This is a genomic window from Shimwellia pseudoproteus (assembly GCF_016415625.1).
Lineage (GTDB): Bacteria > Pseudomonadota > Gammaproteobacteria > Enterobacterales > Enterobacteriaceae > Shimwellia > Shimwellia pseudoproteus.
This window is the reverse complement of record NZ_WBXP01000009.1, coordinates 61,806-79,102: the sequence shown is the minus strand read 5'-3', so window position 1 is coordinate 79,102 and position 17,297 is coordinate 61,806. Positions and strand designations below refer to the sequence as shown.

At 54.2% G+C, this 17,297-nt stretch carries 11 protein-coding genes and 8 tRNA genes; 6 read left to right on the top strand and 13 right to left on the bottom strand.

The window, feature by feature from the left end; all coding sequences use genetic code 11:
• Positions 1–40: 40 nt before the first annotated feature.
• The 13 genes from F9C28_RS06185 to nagB all read right to left on the bottom strand — a co-directional run bounded on the left by F9C28_RS06185 (position 41) and on the right by nagB (position 7,177).
• A tRNA-Gln gene (locus tag F9C28_RS06185) sits at positions 41–115 on the bottom strand.
• A gap of 37 nt (positions 116–152) precedes the next feature.
• Positions 153–227, bottom strand: a tRNA-Gln gene (locus F9C28_RS06180).
• A 121-nt stretch (positions 228–348) separates the two neighbouring features.
• A tRNA-Gln gene (locus F9C28_RS06175) sits at positions 349–423 on the bottom strand.
• Positions 424–467: 44 nt separating this feature from the next.
• Positions 468–544: transfer RNA gene (locus tag F9C28_RS06170), tRNA-Met, on the bottom strand.
• Positions 545–573: 29 nt separating this feature from the next.
• A tRNA-Gln gene (locus F9C28_RS06165) sits at positions 574–648 on the bottom strand.
• A gap of 39 nt (positions 649–687) precedes the next feature.
• Positions 688–762: transfer RNA gene (locus F9C28_RS06160), tRNA-Gln, on the bottom strand.
• A 23-nt stretch (positions 763–785) separates the two neighbouring features.
• Positions 786–870 (bottom strand) — tRNA-Leu (locus tag F9C28_RS06155).
• An 8-nt stretch (positions 871–878) separates the two neighbouring features.
• A tRNA-Met gene (locus tag F9C28_RS06150) sits at positions 879–955 on the bottom strand.
• 242 nt (positions 956–1,197) lie between these two features.
• Positions 1,198–2,868: an asparagine synthase B gene (gene asnB / locus F9C28_RS06145; protein ID WP_199014356.1), complete on the bottom strand. Its 1,671-nt coding sequence runs from the start codon at positions 2,866–2,868 to the stop codon at positions 1,198–1,200.
• A 291-nt stretch (positions 2,869–3,159) separates the two neighbouring features.
• A complete protein-coding gene (locus F9C28_RS06140) occupies positions 3,160–3,912 on the bottom strand; it encodes an HAD-IIA family hydrolase (RefSeq protein WP_199014355.1) in 753 nt (250 codons plus the stop codon).
• Positions 3,913–3,975: 63 nt separating this feature from the next.
• A complete protein-coding gene (nagC, locus tag F9C28_RS06135; protein WP_199014354.1) occupies positions 3,976–5,196 on the bottom strand; it encodes a DNA-binding transcriptional regulator NagC in 1,221 nt (406 codons plus the stop codon).
• Positions 5,197–5,203: 7 nt separating this feature from the next.
• Positions 5,204–6,352, bottom strand: coding sequence for an N-acetylglucosamine-6-phosphate deacetylase (nagA, locus tag F9C28_RS06130; protein WP_199014353.1), 1,149 nt, complete (start codon positions 6,350–6,352; stop codon positions 5,204–5,206).
• Between the two features lie 24 nt (positions 6,353–6,376).
• On the bottom strand, positions 6,377–7,177 hold the full coding sequence (gene nagB, locus F9C28_RS06125; RefSeq protein WP_199014400.1) for a glucosamine-6-phosphate deaminase: 801 nt from the start codon (positions 7,175–7,177) through the stop codon (positions 6,377–6,379).
• Positions 7,178–7,501: 324 nt separating this feature from the next.
• On the opposite strand from nagB, the gene nagE reads away from it, so the two are divergent.
• From nagE to F9C28_RS06095, 6 genes are all read left to right on the top strand, one after another.
• The gene (gene nagE, locus F9C28_RS06120; protein WP_199014352.1) at positions 7,502–9,538 is read left to right on the top strand and encodes an N-acetylglucosamine-specific PTS transporter subunit IIBC; all 2,037 of its coding nucleotides are present in this window, start codon (positions 7,502–7,504) and stop codon (positions 9,536–9,538) included.
• A 202-nt stretch (positions 9,539–9,740) separates the two neighbouring features.
• The gene (gene phoC, locus F9C28_RS06115; protein ID WP_199014351.1) at positions 9,741–10,487 is read left to right on the top strand and encodes an acid phosphatase PhoC; all 747 of its coding nucleotides are present in this window, start codon (positions 9,741–9,743) and stop codon (positions 10,485–10,487) included.
• A gap of 176 nt (positions 10,488–10,663) precedes the next feature.
• The gene (glnS, locus tag F9C28_RS06110; RefSeq protein ID WP_199014350.1) at positions 10,664–12,331 is read left to right on the top strand and encodes a glutamine--tRNA ligase; all 1,668 of its coding nucleotides are present in this window, start codon (positions 10,664–10,666) and stop codon (positions 12,329–12,331) included.
• 493 nt (positions 12,332–12,824) lie between these two features.
• Positions 12,825–14,222 carry a chitoporin ChiP gene (chiP, locus tag F9C28_RS06105; RefSeq protein ID WP_199014349.1) on the top strand — a complete coding sequence of 466 codons (1,398 nt, stop codon included), beginning with the start codon at positions 12,825–12,827 and terminating at the stop codon, positions 14,220–14,222.
• A gap of 45 nt (positions 14,223–14,267) precedes the next feature.
• Positions 14,268–14,600: a ChiQ/YbfN family lipoprotein gene (gene chiQ / locus F9C28_RS06100; protein ID WP_199014348.1), complete on the top strand. Its 333-nt coding sequence runs from the start codon at positions 14,268–14,270 to the stop codon at positions 14,598–14,600.
• A gap of 17 nt (positions 14,601–14,617) precedes the next feature.
• A complete protein-coding gene (locus F9C28_RS06095) occupies positions 14,618–17,269 on the top strand; it encodes a beta-N-acetylhexosaminidase (protein ID WP_199014347.1) in 2,652 nt (883 codons plus the stop codon).
• Positions 17,270–17,297: the final 28 nt, after the last annotated feature.

Here is a 17,297-nt window from a genome sequence, read left to right as displayed (position 1 = left end):
ACAGAAAAGCAAAAGGCTCGCCGAAGCGAGCCTTTCTTATTGGCTGGGGTACGAGGATTCGAACCTCGGAATGCTGGAATCAGAATCCAGTGCCTTACCGCTTGGCGATACCCCAATTGTCATTGCCGACCGCGATCGTCAATGTAGTAAGTTGGCTGGGGTACGAGGATTCGAACCTCGGAATGCTGGAATCAGAATCCAGTGCCTTACCGCTTGGCGATACCCCAACAGGCTATAAGCCGTTCCTGTTTATCAAAGCAGGTTTTTTACTTCTCAGGTCGTTATTGCGTGGCTAAGACAGGAAACTAACCAACATCACCGGCGTGAGTAACATGCTTTAATTTTAAGTGGCTGGGGTACGAGGATTCGAACCTCGGAATGCTGGAATCAGAATCCAGTGCCTTACCGCTTGGCGATACCCCAATCAACTTGTGTGGTGAATTGCGCGTTGGCAATTAACCGAAATATGGTGGCTACAACGGGATTCGAACCTGTGACCCCATCATTATGAGTGATGTGCTCTAACCAGCTGAGCTATGTAGCCAAATTTTATTTTCACCAGCCCGCGACGACTGGCTGGGGTACCTGGATTCGAACCAGGGAATGCCGGTATCAAAAACCGGTGCCTTACCGCTTGGCGATACCCCAAGACCTGAGTCAAAACGACGACTCATGTCGCAAAATAAGTGGCTGGGGTACCTGGATTCGAACCAGGGAATGCCGGTATCAAAAACCGGTGCCTTACCGCTTGGCGATACCCCATCCGTGCACGCGCTAAAGTGAAATGGTGCGGGAGACGAGACTTGAACTCGTACACCTTGCGGCGCCAGAACCTAAATCTGGTGCGTCTACCAATTTCGCCACTCCCGCAAAAAAGATGGTGGCTACAACGGGATTCGAACCTGTGACCCCATCATTATGAGTGATGTGCTCTAACCAGCTGAGCTATGTAGCCATCTTTTTTTCGCGTTACCTTATCGGCGGTGCGGGGCGCATTATGCGTATTGGGCCTTGCAGCGTCAACAAGTTTTTTGCCAAAAGTCGGTGTGAATGGCGTGTTTGTCTGACTTACGAACAGCTTGCTGATTTTATCGACAACTTCTGGTTAATTAACCGGAATATGGTGGCTCAACGGCGACAGAGTCTATCAAAAAACGGGCCCGCAGGCCCGTTTGTTAAGCTATTTTCAGCGGCAGTTTACTTCTGGTAGGCGGACTGATGTACGCCTACTGCGCGGCCGGAGGGATCGTCCATCTTTTTGAAGGTTTCGTCCCATTCGATGGCTTTCGCCGACGAGCAGGCCACTGAAGGGCCACCAGGGACACATTCCGCTGCACTCGGCACCGGGAACAGCGCTTCAAAGATCTCACGATACAGGTAGGCTTCCTTCGATGCCGGGGTGTTATACGGGAAGCGGAAGTGCGCCGTTTCCAGCTGCTGATCGGTTATCTGCTGGTTAGCGACCTCTTTTAGCGAGTCAATCCAGCTGTAGCCCACCCCGTCAGAGAACTGCTCTTTCTGGCGCCAGGCGACGCTGGCCGGCAGGTAAGATTCAAAACATTCGCGCAGGATATGTTTTTCCATCTTGCCGTTGCTGCCGCACATTTTGTCTTCCGGGTTGATGCGCATCGCCACATCAAGGAACTTTTTATCCAGGAACGGTACCCGGGCTTCGACACCCCAGGCCGACATGGCTTTGTTGGCCCGGGCGCAGTCATACATATGCAGCGCCTGTAATTTACGCACTGTCTCTTCATGCAGCTCTTTGGCATTGGGGGCTTTATGAAAATAGAGATAGCCGCCAAATACTTCGTCGGAGCCTTCCCCGGAGAGCACCATTTTGATCCCCATCGCTTTAATTTTGCGGGACATCAGGTACATCGGGGTTGAGGCGCGGATCGTGGTCACATCGTAGGTTTCGATGTGATAAATCACGTCACGGATGGCGTCCAGCCCTTCCTGGACCGTGAAGTGAATTTCATGGTGTACCGTACCGAGGTGGTTCGCCACTTCCTGGGCGGCTTTCAGATCCGGGGAACCCTCAAGGCCCACCGCAAAGGAGTGCAGTTGTGGCCACCAGGCTTCACTGCGCTCTTGATCTTCTACCCGACGGGCGGCAAATTTCTTGGTTACCGCAGAGATAATGGATGAATCCAGGCCACCGGACAGCAGCACGCCGTAGGGGACGTCGGACATCAGGTGACTTTTGACGGACTCTTCCAGCGCCTGGCGCAGCACGTTGCGATCGGTCACGTTATCTTTTACCGCGTCATAGCTGAACCAGTCACGCTGGTAGTATTCGCGGATTTCACCGTCCTTACTCCACAGGTAGCTGCCGGCGGGGAACTCTTTGATGGTGCGGCATACCGGGGTCAGGGCTTTCATTTCTGATGCCACATAGAAGTTGCCGAACTCGTCGTAGCCCATATACAGCGGGATAATACCGACATGGTCGCGGCCAATCAGGTAGGCGTCTTGCTGGGCATCATAAAGAATAAACGCAAACATGCCCTGTAAATCGTCGAGGAAGTTCGGGCCTTTTTCCTGGTACAGCGCGAGGATAACTTCGCAGTCGGACCCGGTCTGAAACTGATAACGGTCACCGTATTCGGCGCGCAGCGCCTGGTGGTTGTAGATTTCACCGTTGACCGCCAGCACATGGGTTTTGGCGACGTTGTACAGCGGCTGGGCACCGGCGTTGACGTCAACAATTGACAGGCGCTCATGCGCCAGAATGGCGTTATCGCTGGCGTAAATACCGGACCAGTCCGGGCCACGGTGGCGCATCAGGCGGGAAAGCTCCAGCGCTTTTTTACGCAACTCACCTGCGTCAGTTTTAATATCCAGAACACCAAAAATTGAGCACATAAACTTCTCCATGAGACTGAGCGTGATGTTGTTTGTTGTGCAGGGGCGCTTTGCTGTTTTTTTGCCTCTGTCTGCACGTCATGGATAAGAAAATGCCCCATTTGTTGCCGGTTGTGCAAGCCTTTTGCCCGGTTACCGCAAAAAAAACAACACCGATTACAGATTGTTGAAAAAAGACCAATTAACAAGCGGAGAAATTAGCGGATCGGCAATTTTATCAGGGATTGTTTGATGAGAGGGATAACCGCAGGCGGGAGAATCTCTCGTACCGCTAACCGGTACGAGGAGGGATTAAATAACGTCGATTTCGGCCACTGACGGGTAGATCCAGCTAGGGCGGAACGGCATATCGTCAATGTCTTCAAGTGTCGAGACACCGGAAAGCACCAGTATCGTTTCCAGGCCGGCCTGAAAGCCCGCCAGAATATCGGTACGCAGATTGTCCCCGACGATCACGGTCTCTTCGGAGTGCGCCTGCATTTTATTCAGCGCTGCGCGGATAATCCACGGGCTCGGTTTCCCCACGTAGAACGGTTTACGCCCGGCGATTTTTTCAATACCGGCACACAGCGCGCCGCAGGCAGGAGAAAAACCGTGGCCGTGGGTGTCCGGGTTGGTGGCAATAAACCGGGCGCCGTTGGCGACAAAGAACGCGGCTTTGTGCATCATTTCCCAGTTATAGGAGCGGGTCTCCCCGACGATAACAAAGTCCGGGTTAATATCCGTGATGGTAAAACCGGCTTTATACAGCTCGTGGATCAAGGCCCCTTCACCCACCACATAGGCTTTTTTACCTTCCTGGCGGCGTAAGAAGTCGGCGGTTGCCATCGCCGAGGTGTAAAAAACGCTGTCCGGCAGATCAAGACCGGCGGAGGCAAAACGGTTCGCCAGATCCTGGCCGGTTTGGGACGGGTAGTTTGTCAGCAGAACCAAAGACAGTCCTTTTTCAAGGATGCCATTAAGGAAGGCGGCGGCACCGGGTATTGCCACGTTATCGTGCATCAGTACGCCGTCGATATCACAAATTACATTCTTAAGGGTCATGGACAACTCGGTGACATAAATATAAGCAGGCGGTTACTATAGCCTGGATTAATGGATTGCTTGCTAACTTTCCAGCAGACGCTGTAGCAGGGCGCCGTTAAGCATCGAACGCTTCACCAGGGCAAATGCCCCCACCGCGGAACGGTCATCCAGTTGGGAGCAAACCACCGGTAAATCGTGGCGAAACGCCTTCAGCGCCTGTGCCGCAATGCAACGTTCAATGGCGGGCAGGATCACTTTGGCAGACTCGGTTATCTCACCGGCAATCACCACTTTTTGCGGGTTAAATAAATTAATCGCAATGGCAATGGCCTTACCCAACTGGCGGCCAACGTACTCCAGCACTTCACAGGCCAGCGCGTCGCCTTTATTGGCGGCTTTGCAGATGTGCTCTATCTTGCATTCGTCCGGGGTCAGCCGGGTCGGATAGCCCTGTTCCATTAACTGGCGCACCCGGTGTTCAATGGCCGCATTGGCGGCGACGGTTTCCAGACAGCCGAAGTTGCCACAGTGGCAGCGCTCCCCCAGTGGGTCAATCTGAATGTGGCCAATTTCACCGACATTGCCATTACGGCCAATAAATATCTGGCCGTTGGATAAAATCCCCGCCCCGGTCCCCCGGTGGACACGCACCAAAATCGAATCTTCACAATCCTGGGTGGCGCCGAAATAGTGCTCGGCCAGGGCCAGGCTGCGAATATCGTGGCCGACAAAACAGGTGATATTAAAACGCTGCTCCAGTAACCCGACCAGCCCCCAGTTATGGACCTGGATATGGGGCATATAGCGCACGATACCGCTGTCCGGGTCAACCAGGCCCGGGAGGATAACCGAGATGGCAATCAGCTCGCGAATTTTGCGCTGGCAGTTTTCAATAAAATGGCTGATGGCGTTGATCAGCGCGGTTTCGAGGGTTTCCTGAGTACGCTGTGGCAGCGGGTAGTGCTCCTCGGCGAGATGTTTTGCGCTCAGGTCAAACAGGGTGATGGTGGCATCGTAGCGCCCAAGGCGCACGCCGATAGCCTGAAAGCCACGGGTTTCCGTGACAATCGAAATAGCGCGGCGGCCCCCGGTAGAGGCCTGCTGATCCACTTCTTTAATTAACCCGCGCTCAATGAGTTGGCGGGTTATTTTGGTCACACTGGCGGGGGCAAGCTGACTTTGTTCCGCGATTTGAATTCTCGAGATCGGCCCATGCAGATCAATCAGGCGGTAAACGGCCGCGCTGTTTAATTGCTTTACCAGATCAACATTGCCTATTTGAGCTTGTCCGCCAGTGGTCATGCATTACTTATCCGGTTACGACCTCGTCACCATTAACGATGGTCCTGATAATATGATAATCGCGGTTGAATACCGTGATATTCGCAACTTTACCCGCAGCAATGCTGCCGAGGGTATTATCCACACCCATGGCGCGTGCCGGGTAGAGGGTTGCCATCCGCAGCACTTCATCCAGCGCCAGGTTGACATGTTCTACCAGGTTGCGAACCCCTTCTATCATGGTGAGCGACGAGCCACTCAGGGTGCCGTTTTCATCCACGCAAAGTCCATTACGGTAGTATATTGTTTTCCCGGCGAAAATGAACTGGTCAATGTTCGCCCCGGCCGGTGCAGTGGCGTCGGTCACCAGGCACAGCTTGTCGCCTTTAATGCGTTTGGCCATGCGGATATTGGAATAATCCACGTGCAGACCGTCACAGATAATCCCGCAGTACAGATCCGGCTCATCAAATACCGCCCCCGCCAGGCCTGGCTCGCGGCCCGTAATATACGGCATGGCATTGAACAGGTGAGTGGCGAAACGGATACCGGCACGGAAGCCGCGTTTTGCTTCTTTCCAGGTGGCGTTCGAGTGCCCGGCGGAGATCACTATCCCGGCGGCGGTCAGTTTTTCGATCACTTCCGGTTCCACCATTTCTGGCGCCAGGGTGATTTTGGTTATCACATCAGCATTCTGGCACAGGAAATCCACCAGTTGGGGTTCCGGTTTGCGCACGAAGTCCGGGTTGTGGGTGCCTTTTTTGATGATGTTCAGCCACGGCCCTTCCAGATGCAGGCCCAGGGCCTGGTTCGGGTGTTTGGCTTTATATTCGCGCATTACCCGCACGCCTTGTTGCATCAGGGCGTCGCTGGTGGTGATCAGGGTCGGCAGGTAGCTGGTGCAGCCCGATTTCTCATTGGCTTTTTGCATAATTTCCAGCGTTTCAACCGAGATGGCTTCCGCCGTATCGTTGAACTGTACGCCACCGCATCCGTTCAGTTGTACATCAATAAATCCGGGGGCAATGATGGCGCCCCCCATGTCACGTTGTTCAATGCCAGCCGGTAGTTCCGCAACAGGACAAACGCGCTCAATCAGGCCATTCGCAATTACAACTGCATGGTCGTCCAGGACTTCATGGCCGCTATAGATACGGCCGTGAGTTAATGCATACATAAATACCCCCGGTATCAAACAGACTTAAAAACCTTTAATATTTTCCGCTTCCAGCTCAGTGAAGTACTTCAGCGTTTTCACTTTCAACTCCATGGTGGACGGCTCATCGCACACAATCAGTGTCTTAGGATGCAGCTGCAGGCAACTGATGGTCCACATATGGTTAACGCTGCCTTCGACAGCCGCTTGCAGCGCCTGGGCTTTGACGTGGCCCAGCACCAGGATCATGACTTCTTCGGCATCCAGCAGCGTACCCACACCCACCGTCAGCGCGTATTTTGGCACTTTATTGACATCCCCACCGAAGAAACGTGAGTTTGCTACCCGGGTGTCATGGGTCAGGGTTTTAATGCGGGTGCGGGAGGAGAGGGAGGACGCCGGTTCGTTAAAGGCGATATGACCGTCGTTGCCGACGCCGCCCATAAACAGATGGATTTTACCGTAGGCGCGGATTTTCTCTTCATAGCGGCGACACTCTGCATCGACATCGGCCACATTTCCATCGAGCAGATTGATATTTTCAGCGGGAATATCAATATGATCAAAGAAATTTCGATGCATAAACGTATGGTAGCTCTCCGGGTGATCTTCCGGCAGCCCAACGTACTCATCCATATTAAAGGTGACGACGTTTTTAAAGCTAACCTCCCCGGCGTTGTACATCTCGATCAGTGCTTTATAGGTGGCCAGCGGCGTACCGCCAGTAGGCAGGCCCAGCACGAATGGGCGATCCGCGGTGGGTTTGAAAGCATTAATGCGATTAACGATATGCCGGGCGGACCATGTGCCTACCTGCTCAGCCGTCGCCAGGGGAATCAGTCTCATCATTCACCTCTATAGTTAAGTTTGAAATATGTGTCAGAGGAGTGCCTGGCTAAGTGTAAATGGATTCCAGGACAGAGTGGTAAAGCTTCCTCTGTTTTGATTTTTTGAATGATAAAATAAGTTTTCTGTATTGGCCAGTGACTGGAGGGTTGCGAGAGGATATTTGGTGATTGTAATCACAAAAGGGGCGCTTTTAATTTGCGATACGAATTAATTTTTCACACACTTCGGTTGTGAGTAGATTTGCTAACTGACATTCGATAGCGTGACACTATAAAAAATATGGCCTGCAGGCCGCTAATAGGGTCTCATAGGGGGAATAAAGTGAGTATTCTTGGTTATTTACAACGCGTGGGACGGGCCCTTATGGTGCCAGTTGCCACACTGCCAGCAGCAGCAATACTGATGGGGGTTGGTTACTGGATTGACCCGATTGGCTGGGGGGGAGATAACGCCCTTGCGGCCTTCTTCATTAAATCTGGTTCCGCCATCATTGATAATATGGGTGTGCTGTTTGCGGTGGGTATCGCATACGGTATGTCTAAAGATAAAGACGGTGCCGCCGCCCTGGCGGGTTTCGTCGGCTTCCTGGTACTGACCACACTCTGTGCGCCAGCATCAGTGGCAATGATTCAAAAGATCCCACTGGATCAGGTTCCCGCGGCGTTCGCGAAGATTCAGAACCAGTTCGTGGGCATCATGGTGGGTATTATCTCCGCCGAACTGTATAACCGGTTCAGCGCGGTAGAGCTGCCTAAAGCACTCTCTTTCTTCAGCGGCCGCCGTCTGGTGCCGATTATCACCTCTTTCGTGATGATCCTGGTGGCGTTCATCCTGATGTACCTGTGGCCGGTTGTGTTTGCGGGCCTGGTAACCTTCGGTGAACATATCCAGAAACTGGGTTCTGCCGGTGCCGGTCTGTATGCCTTCTTTAACCGTCTGTTGATCCCGGTTGGTCTGCACCATGCGCTGAACTCGGTGTTCTGGTTTGACGTTGCCGGTATTAACGATATTCCTAACTTCCTCGGCGGTGCGCAGTCTATTGAAGCCGGCAAAGCGGTCGTGGGGATCACCGGGCGTTATCAGGCGGGCTTCTTCCCGATCATGATGTTCGGCCTGCCGGGTGCAGCGCTGGCGATTTACCAGTGTGCCCGCCCGGAGAATAAAGCCAAAGTGGCCGGTATTATGATGGCGGGTGCTTTTGCTGCCTTCTTCACCGGTATCACTGAGCCGCTGGAATTCTCCTTTATGTTCGTGGCGCCAGTACTGTACTTCATTCACGCGGTGCTGACCGGTATCTCCGTCTATATCGCTGCGGCCATGCAGTGGATTTCCGGCTTCGGCTTCAGTGCTGGTCTGGTGGATATGGCGCTGCAGTCCCGCAACCCGCTGGCCACCCACTGGTGGATGCTGATCCCGCAGGGTCTGGTGTTCTTTGTTATCTACTACGTGGTGTTCCGCTTTGCTATCACCAAATTCAACATGATGACCCCGGGTCGTGAGCTGGCGGTAAGCGGCAGCGAAAGCGATGGCCAGGATCAGAATGTCGGCGGCGGTGCTGCCGGTGGTGAGCAGGACTCTGCTGCGCTGGCAAAACAGTATATTGCCGCGATTGGTGGCTCCGATAACCTGACCGGTATCGACGCCTGTATTACCCGTCTGCGCTTGACCGTAAAAGACAGCGCGATGGTTAACGACGCGCTGGCGAAACGTCTGGGTGCGTCCGGGGTGATTCGCCTCAACAAAACCAGTGTGCAGATTATTGTTGGCTTCGTGGCCGAGAAAATTGCCAACGCCATGAAAACCACCGGTCATGTGGATGCGGCGCCTGCGGCAGCGGCTCCGGCAGCCCCGGCGGCAGCGGCAAAACCACAGGCGGTGCCTGTCAGCGGTAAACCGGTGATTGCCGCACTGGTGGCGCCGGTAAGTGGTGAAGTGGTGGATCTGGAAACCGTACCGGACGAAGCCTTTGCCAGCAAAGCCGTGGGCGATGGTGTAGCGATTAAGCCGACTGACAAAACCGTGGTGTCCCCGGCTGCCGGGACCATTGTGAAAATCTTCAATACCAATCATGCGTTCTGCCTGGAAACTGAGAAAGGCGCAGAGATTGTGGTGCACATGGGGCTCGATACCGTGGCACTGGATGGCAAGGGCTTTACCCGGCTGGTGGAAGAAGGTGCCGAGGTAACCGCAGGTCAGCCGGTTCTGGAGATGGATCTGGATTATCTGAATGCCAATGCCCGTTCGATGATAAGCCCGGTAGTGTGCAGCAACATCGATGACTTTAGCGGTCTGGTATTCCAGGCGAAAGGCACCGTGGTTGCGGGCCAGACGCCGCTGTATGAGATTAAAGGCAAGTAATTTACGATAATTCCTGAGTAGTCGTTATGCCTGAGCGGCCGGGGTTTCCCCTGGCCGCTTTTTTTATGGTTTATCGTGTACCGTGCAGATTTGTGATACAGCCCCGGTTATTCACCTGGCTCTGGCATACATACTGGCAAACTGTTGATAACAGACAACACTTATCGCTCACAGGATCAACACGCACAGTAAAGGTATACAGATGAAAAAACGTGTTCTCGCGCTTTGTTTTACCGCGTTGTTCTCTGCTCAGGCATTTGCCCTGGCGGCCCCCGGAAATGACACCACCACCAAACCCGATCTCTACTACCTGAAAAACAGCGAATCCATCGACAGCCTGGCGCTGTTACCGCCGCCGCCAGAAGTGGGCAGCATTGCGTTCCTGAACGATCAGGCGATGTATGAGCAGGGAAGGCTGCTACGCAACACGCCGCGGGGCAAACTGGCGGCAGAAGACGCTAACCTGAGCAGTGGCGGGGTGGCAAACGCGTTCTCCGGGGCATTTGGCAGCCCGATTACCGCCAAAGACGCCCCGGCGCTCCACAAGCTGCTGACCAATATGATTGAAGATGCCGGGGACCTGGCCACCCGCAGCGCCAAAGATCATTACATGCGCATCCGGCCATTTGCGTTCTACGGGGTGCCGACCTGTAATACCACCGAACAGGATAAACTGTCGAAAAATGGCTCCTATCCTTCTGGCCATACCTCCATTGGCTGGGCCACGGCACTGGTGCTGGCTGAAGTTAACCCCCAGCGCCAGAATGCTATTCTGAAACGGGGCTATGAACTGGGCCAGAGCCGGGTCATTTGCGGTTATCACTGGCAGAGCGATGTTGATGCTGCCCGGGTTGTGGGCTCCGCGATTGTGGCCACCTTGCATAACAACCCCAACTTCCAGCAACAGCTGCAAAAGGCGAAACAGGAGTTCGCCCAGCGTCAGCCGTAATCGCTGGCCTGCCGGGGATGATGGTTCCCCGGCATAACCGATCGCACTGGCTGCTCTTCGCTATTCCCTCAATAACACTGGCGGTATATGATTTTGTGCAATGAAAAGGTTGTGTCACGCCGCAGCTTATAAGATCATGTACCGTTAACCGATGTTTCCGCTTTGAGGACTTTGCGATGAGTGAGGCTGAAGCCCGCCCAACTAATTTTATTCGTCAGATCATTGATGAAGATCTGGCCAGTGGTAAGCACACAACAATCTGCACCCGTTTCCCGCCGGAACCCAACGGTTACCTGCATATTGGCCACGCCAAATCAATTTGCCTGAACTTTGGTATTGCCCGGGATTATCAGGGGCTGTGCAACCTGCGTTTTGATGATACCAACCCGACGAAAGAAGATATCGAATTCGTTGAGTCGATCAAAAATGACGTGCAGTGGCTGGGTTTCCACTGGAGTGGCGATATTCGTTACTCATCAAACTACTTCGACCAGCTGTATCACTATGCCATTGAGTTAATCAATAAAGGCCTGGCCTATGTTGATGAGCTTTCTGCTGAGCAGATCCGTGAATACCGCGGCACCCTGACCCAGCCGGGTAAAAATAGCCCGTTCCGCGATCGCACCATTGAAGAAAACCTCGCGCTGTTCGAAAAAATGCGCGCCGGTGGCTTTGCGGAAGGGGCGGCCTGCCTGCGTGCCAAAATTGATATGGCGTCACCGTTTATCGTGATGCGTGACCCGGTGCTGTACCGAATCAAGTTCGCCGAACACCACCAGACCGGTAATAAGTGGTGCATCTACCCGATGTATGATTTCACCCACTGCATCTCCGATGCCCTGGAAGGGATAACCCACTCACTATGTACGCTGGAGTTTCAGGATAACCGTCGTCTGTATGACTGGGTTCTGGAGCACATCACCATTGATGCGCACCCGCACCAGTATGAGTTCTCCCGCCTGAATCTCGAATACACTGTGATGTCCAAGCGTAAACTGAACCTGCTGGTGACCGACCATATCGTCGAAGGCTGGAACGATCCGCGTATGCCGACCATTTCTGGCCTGCGCCGTCGCGGTTATACCGCAGCTGCGGTCCGTGAGTTCTGCAAACGCATTGGGGTTACCAAACAGGACAACAACGTGGAAATGGCCGCGCTGGAAGCCTGCATCCGCGAAGACCTGAATGAAAACGCCCCGCGCGCAATGGCAGTTATCGACCCGGTTAAAGTGGTCCTTGAAAACTACCCGCAGGGCAGCAGTGAAATTATCGCCATGCCGAACCATCCGAATAAACCGGAAATGGGCAGCCGCGATGTGCCGTTCAGCGGGGAAATCTGGATCGATCGCGCCGACTTCCGCGAAGAAGCCAACAAACAGTACAAACGTCTGGTGCTGGGCAAAGAAGTGCGCCTGCGTAACGCTTATGTCATCAAGGCAGAACGCGTTGAGAAGGACGATGCCGGTAACATCACCACGATTTACTGCTCCTACGATGCGGACACCCTGAGCAAGGATCCGGCTGACGGGCGCAAGGTGAAAGGGGTTATCCACTGGGTTAGCGCCGCACACGCGCTGCCGGTAGAGATCCGCCTGTATGACCGTCTGTTTAGCGTGCCGAACCCGGGCGCCGCAGACGACTTCCTGGCCACCATTAACCCGGAATCCCTGGTTATCCGTCAGGGATATGCGGAGCCTGGCCTGAGCAATGCAGAGCAGGGTAATGCCTTCCAGTTTGAGCGTGAAGGGTATTTCTGCCTCGACAGCGTGCATTCCACTGCGGAAAAACCGGTATTTAACCGTACTGTTGGCCTGCGTGACACTTGGGCAAAAGTGGCCGGGTAATCGCCGCCGCGCTTGCTGAGAAAACGCCGCATATATGCGGCGTTTTTTTGGCATTTTTTACTGAGTTATCCGCCCGGTGCGGCGGAAACCCGCTGTGCTTATCCAGTAGTGAATGTAATCATTCGCGTCGCGAAATAATACCCTGATGAAGTGAATGACGCTAATAAGGTTCTATTATGTGTTCTGGTGATAATGTCATCGGAAAACGGTGGACTAGTATGCATTGTGCCGCTGTGACGACCGTTTATAGCGCGTAAATCAAGCGCCTGTCGCGAAAATAATTTCATGTAACAAAATATCACCAATTGTGTGTCCCTCGTCATAATTCTGATAATCCCCGGCAATTCTTGATTGATAATTCGCGTCGCGAAAAATAATCTAGCACCTGTGGTGTCAGGCGGTTTGCGTCCCGAACTGCAGATATTTTTTATTATTTATTTTTTTGCCTTGTGTATTGCACGGGCACTTTTATTCGTCAAAGAGGAATTTCCATATGCGTACCTTGAGGGGTAAACGTAGTGCGTTAGCTTTAGCTATCGCCAGCGTAACGGCGCTATCCGGCTGGGGGGCCGCCCCCGTGGCTCAGGCCGCCGGGTTTATTGATGATTCAACCATGACGGGCGGCATTTATTACTGGCAACGTGAACGTGACCGTAAAGATGTCACCGATAACGGGAAATATAAAACTAACCTGTCGCACTCAACCTGGAACGCCAATCTTGATTTCCAGTCTGGCTATGCGGCGGATATGTTTGGCCTCGATGTGGCGGTGTTTACCGCGGTGGAAATGGCCGAAAACTCAGCCAGCGGCCACCCTAATGAAATCGCGTTCTCCTCCAGTAATAAAGCCTATAAAGAGGACTGGAGCGGCGATAAAAGCGGCGTGAGTCTGTATAAAGCCGCGGCTAAATTCCAGTACGGCCCCGTCTGGGCCCGGGCCGGTTATATTCAGCCTACCGGCCAGACATTATTAGCGCCGCACTGGAGTTTTATGCCGGGGACTTATCAGGGGGCGGAAGCCGGGGCGAAATTTGACTTCGAGCAAAATGGCCTGCTGAGTTTCTCCTATATGTGGACCAACCAATATAAAGCGCCGTGGCATATTGAAATGGATCGCTTTTATCAGATTGATGGCCACACCAAAGTCGATTATCTGCACTCGCTGGGCGCCCGGTACGACTTTAAAAATGATTTAGTACTGGAAGCGGCATTTGGCCAGTCGAAAGGCTATATCGATCAGTATTTTGCCAAAGCGAGCTATAAATTTGATATCCCCGGCGGCCCCCTGAGCACCAGCTATCAGTTCTACGGCGCCCGGGATAAAATCAGCAGCGGTCCGACCGATGCCTACGACGGCACGGCCTGGTTACAGGCGCTGACCTTCGGTTACACCATTGGCCAGGTTGAATTGCGCCTGGAAGGGACCTGGGTCAAATCCGATGGCCCCCAGGGCTACTTCTTACAGCGTATGACCCCCACCTATGCGTCGTCTAACGGGCGGCTGGATATCTGGTGGGATAACCGCTCCGACTTTAACGCCAACGGCGAAAAAGCGGTGTTCTTCGGCAGCATGTATGACCTCAGCAACTGGAACCTTCCAGGCTGGGCGGTAGGGGCCTCGTATGTCTACGGCTGGGGCGCCAAGCCCAGTTCCCGGCCAACGGACGACGGCTTCTACAACGCCAATCGCCATCTGAAAGAGTCCGCCTACAGCCTCGATGCCATGTACACCGTGCAGGAAGGGCGGGCCAAAGGCACGCTGTTTAAACTGCACTTCACCCAGTATGACAACCACTCGGATATCCCCAGCTATGGCGGCGGATACGGCAATATTTTCCAGGATGAACGTGACGTGAAGTTTATCGTCATTGCCCCGTTTACCGTGTTCTGAAGCCAGCCGGGCAGCCGGGCTGCCCGCCATTAATGGAGTGAATCAATGAAAAAGCAGATCTGTTTATTGCTGGCTGGGCTGGCGATTGCCGGGTGTACCACCACACCCGCCCCACAGCAGGATAGCCGGTTGAAAGAGGCCTACAGCGCCTGCATTCGCAGCGCCGACGGCAACCCTGACAAGGTTGCCGCCTGCCAGGAGGTGCTGAAGGTATTACGTACCGAGACGCAACATCAGGCCTTTGCCGAACAGCAGCAGGTCAAAGTGCTGGATTATCAGCACTGCATTAACGCCCGTAAATCCGGGAATGATGAAGAGGCTAACGTTATCTGTACCCGCATTTGGCAGGAGCTCCACGCCAGCAATCAACCACAATAAGGGACGAGGGAATCAGCATGTTTAAAGCAAGCATACCGGCAACGGTCATTGCCGGATTGATCGCCAGCGGCGCGGCATTTGCCGGCCAGCAAACCGTGGATCGCATCAGCCAATTGGCGGTTAACTACACCATTAATGACAACCATGCGGCCCAGAATGGCGTGGACTGCGCCGCTCTGGGGGCTGACTGGGCCTCCTGTAATAAGGCGACCATTACCCTGACCAATCACGGTGAGGCGATTACCGACAGCGACTGGGCGATTTATTTCCCAAGTATTCGCCAGATCCTGAAAATCGATAACGATCAGTTTACGGTCACCCATATTGTCGGTGATCTTCACAAATTGTCGCCGACCAAAAAATTTACCGGCTTCCCCGCCGGGCAGTCGGTAACCATCCCGATTGTGAATGAATACTGGCAGCTGTTTATGACGGATGTCATCCCGCGCTGGTATGTGACCTCCGGCGATGCGACCCCGAAAGTGATTGCCAGCACCAATACCGAAGATGTCACCCAGTTTGTATCACCCATTACCGGCGATCAGTGGAAGCGGACCCCGGACGATAAAAATATCCTGATGACGGCCGAAGCGCGTTTTGAGAAGAACAGCGATGTGAAGCTGATTAACGCCCAGCAGCTGCGCGGGCAGATCCTGCCCAGTCCGTCCCGGGTTACGGTTCACGGCCAGGATGTTGATCTCAGTAAAGGGGTAAAACTGGATCTGTCAGCGCTGTCGGCGCCTTCTGCCCAGGCGATAACCGATCGCTTTGCGCTGCTGGGGGTTAAAACCGACGGCAGTTACCCGGTTAACGCCCAGATTGCCAGCGGTGAATTTAACGGTGACGATGCGGTTCCGGGGGCATATCGCCTGCATATCGGTGCCAAAGAGGCCGTGGTGACCGGCTATGATCAGGCCGGGGTGTTCTATGGGATGCAGTCTATTTTGTCGCTGATCCCCACCCAGGGCGCGATGAAAATCGCCACCCTGGACGCTCAGGATGCCCCGCGCTTCCCGTATCGCGGGATGTTTATTGATGTCGGGCGCAACTTCCACAGTAAAGCGGTGATCCTGCGTGCGCTGGATCAAATGGCCGCCTACAAGCTGAATAAATTCCACTTCCACTTAACGGACGACGAAGGCTGGCGTATCGAAATCCCCGGCCTGCCGGAGCTGACCGAGATAGGCAGTAAGCGTTGCCACGATCTGAGCGAAAAAACCTGTCTGCTGCCGCAGCTGGGGTCCGGCCCGGATACCTCCACCAACGGCAGTGGGTTCTTCACCAAAGCAGACTATATTGAGATCCTGAAATATGCCAAAGCCCGCCATATCGAGGTTATCCCGGAGATAGACGTACCGGCCCACGCCCGGGCGGCGGTGATCGCCATGGAAGCGCGTTATGATCGGCTGATGAAAGCCGGTAAAACCCAGGAGGCCAGCGCGTATCGCCTGCTGGATCCGACAGATACCTCCAATACCCGCGGGGTGCAGTTCTACGATCGCACAGGCTACCTCAACCCGTGTCTGGAGTCGTCCCGTAACTTTATTGATAAAGTGATCGGTGAGATCCAGCAGATGCACAAAGAGGCCGGGCTGCCGTTGAGCACCTGGCACTTTGGGGGGGATGAAGCGAAGAATATCTACCTCGGCCCTGGCTATACCGATAAAAACAAACCGGAAGCGGGCAAAGGCCAGCTGGATCTTAGCAAGCAGGATAAACCCTGGGCGAAGTCTCAGGTTTGCCAGGCAATGCTGAAAGCGGGCAAAGTCGAGGATATGGATCATCTGCCGAGCTGGTTCGCGGTGGAAGTGAGTAAAATTGTCGACAAGCACGGTATTGAGAAAATGCAGGCCTGGCAGGATGGCCTGAAAGATGCCAAAGACGCGCAGGCATTTGCCACTAAACGGGTGGGGGTCAACTTCTGGGATACCCTGTACTGGGGTGGGGCGGACTCCGCCAATGACTGGGCCAATAAAGGCTATGAGGTCACCATCTCCAACCCGGATTATGTCTATCTCGACTTCCCTTATGAAGTCGATCCGATGGAGCCGGGGTACTACTGGGGCACCCGTTTTACCGACGAACGTAAACTGTTCAGTTTTGCCCCGAACAACCTGCCGCAGAATGCGGAAACCTCCGTGGATCGTGACGGGATGGCCTTTACCGCCAAGTCTGATAAACCCTGGCCGGGGGCGTACGGGATGTCTGCCCAGGTGTGGAGTGAGGTGGTACGCACCGACGATGAGCTGGAATACCGGTTGTTCCCGCGGATTATCGTGATGGCAGAACGCGCCTGGCATAAAGCGGGCTGGGAGCAACCGTTCCAGGCCGGACGTGAGTATCAGGGCGGGGTTACCCATCATGTGGATGCGCAAGCGCTGCATAAAGACTGGGAGCGGTTTGCCAACCTGCTGGGTCAGCGTGAACTGGCGAAAGTGGATAAAACCGCCATCGCTTATCGCCTGCCGGTGCCCGGTGCCCGGGTGGCCAATGGTGTACTGGAAGCCAATGTCAGCCTGCCGGGTATCGCCATTGAATACTCACTGGATAACGGTAAACAGTGGCAGCGCTATCAGGACAGCGCGCGCCCACAGGTGAGCGGGGATGTACAGGTTCGCACCCGGAGCCCTGATGGCCAGCGCACCAGCCGGGTGACAACGGCGAAATAACCTGCCGCGGCAGGGGATGCTTAAAAAC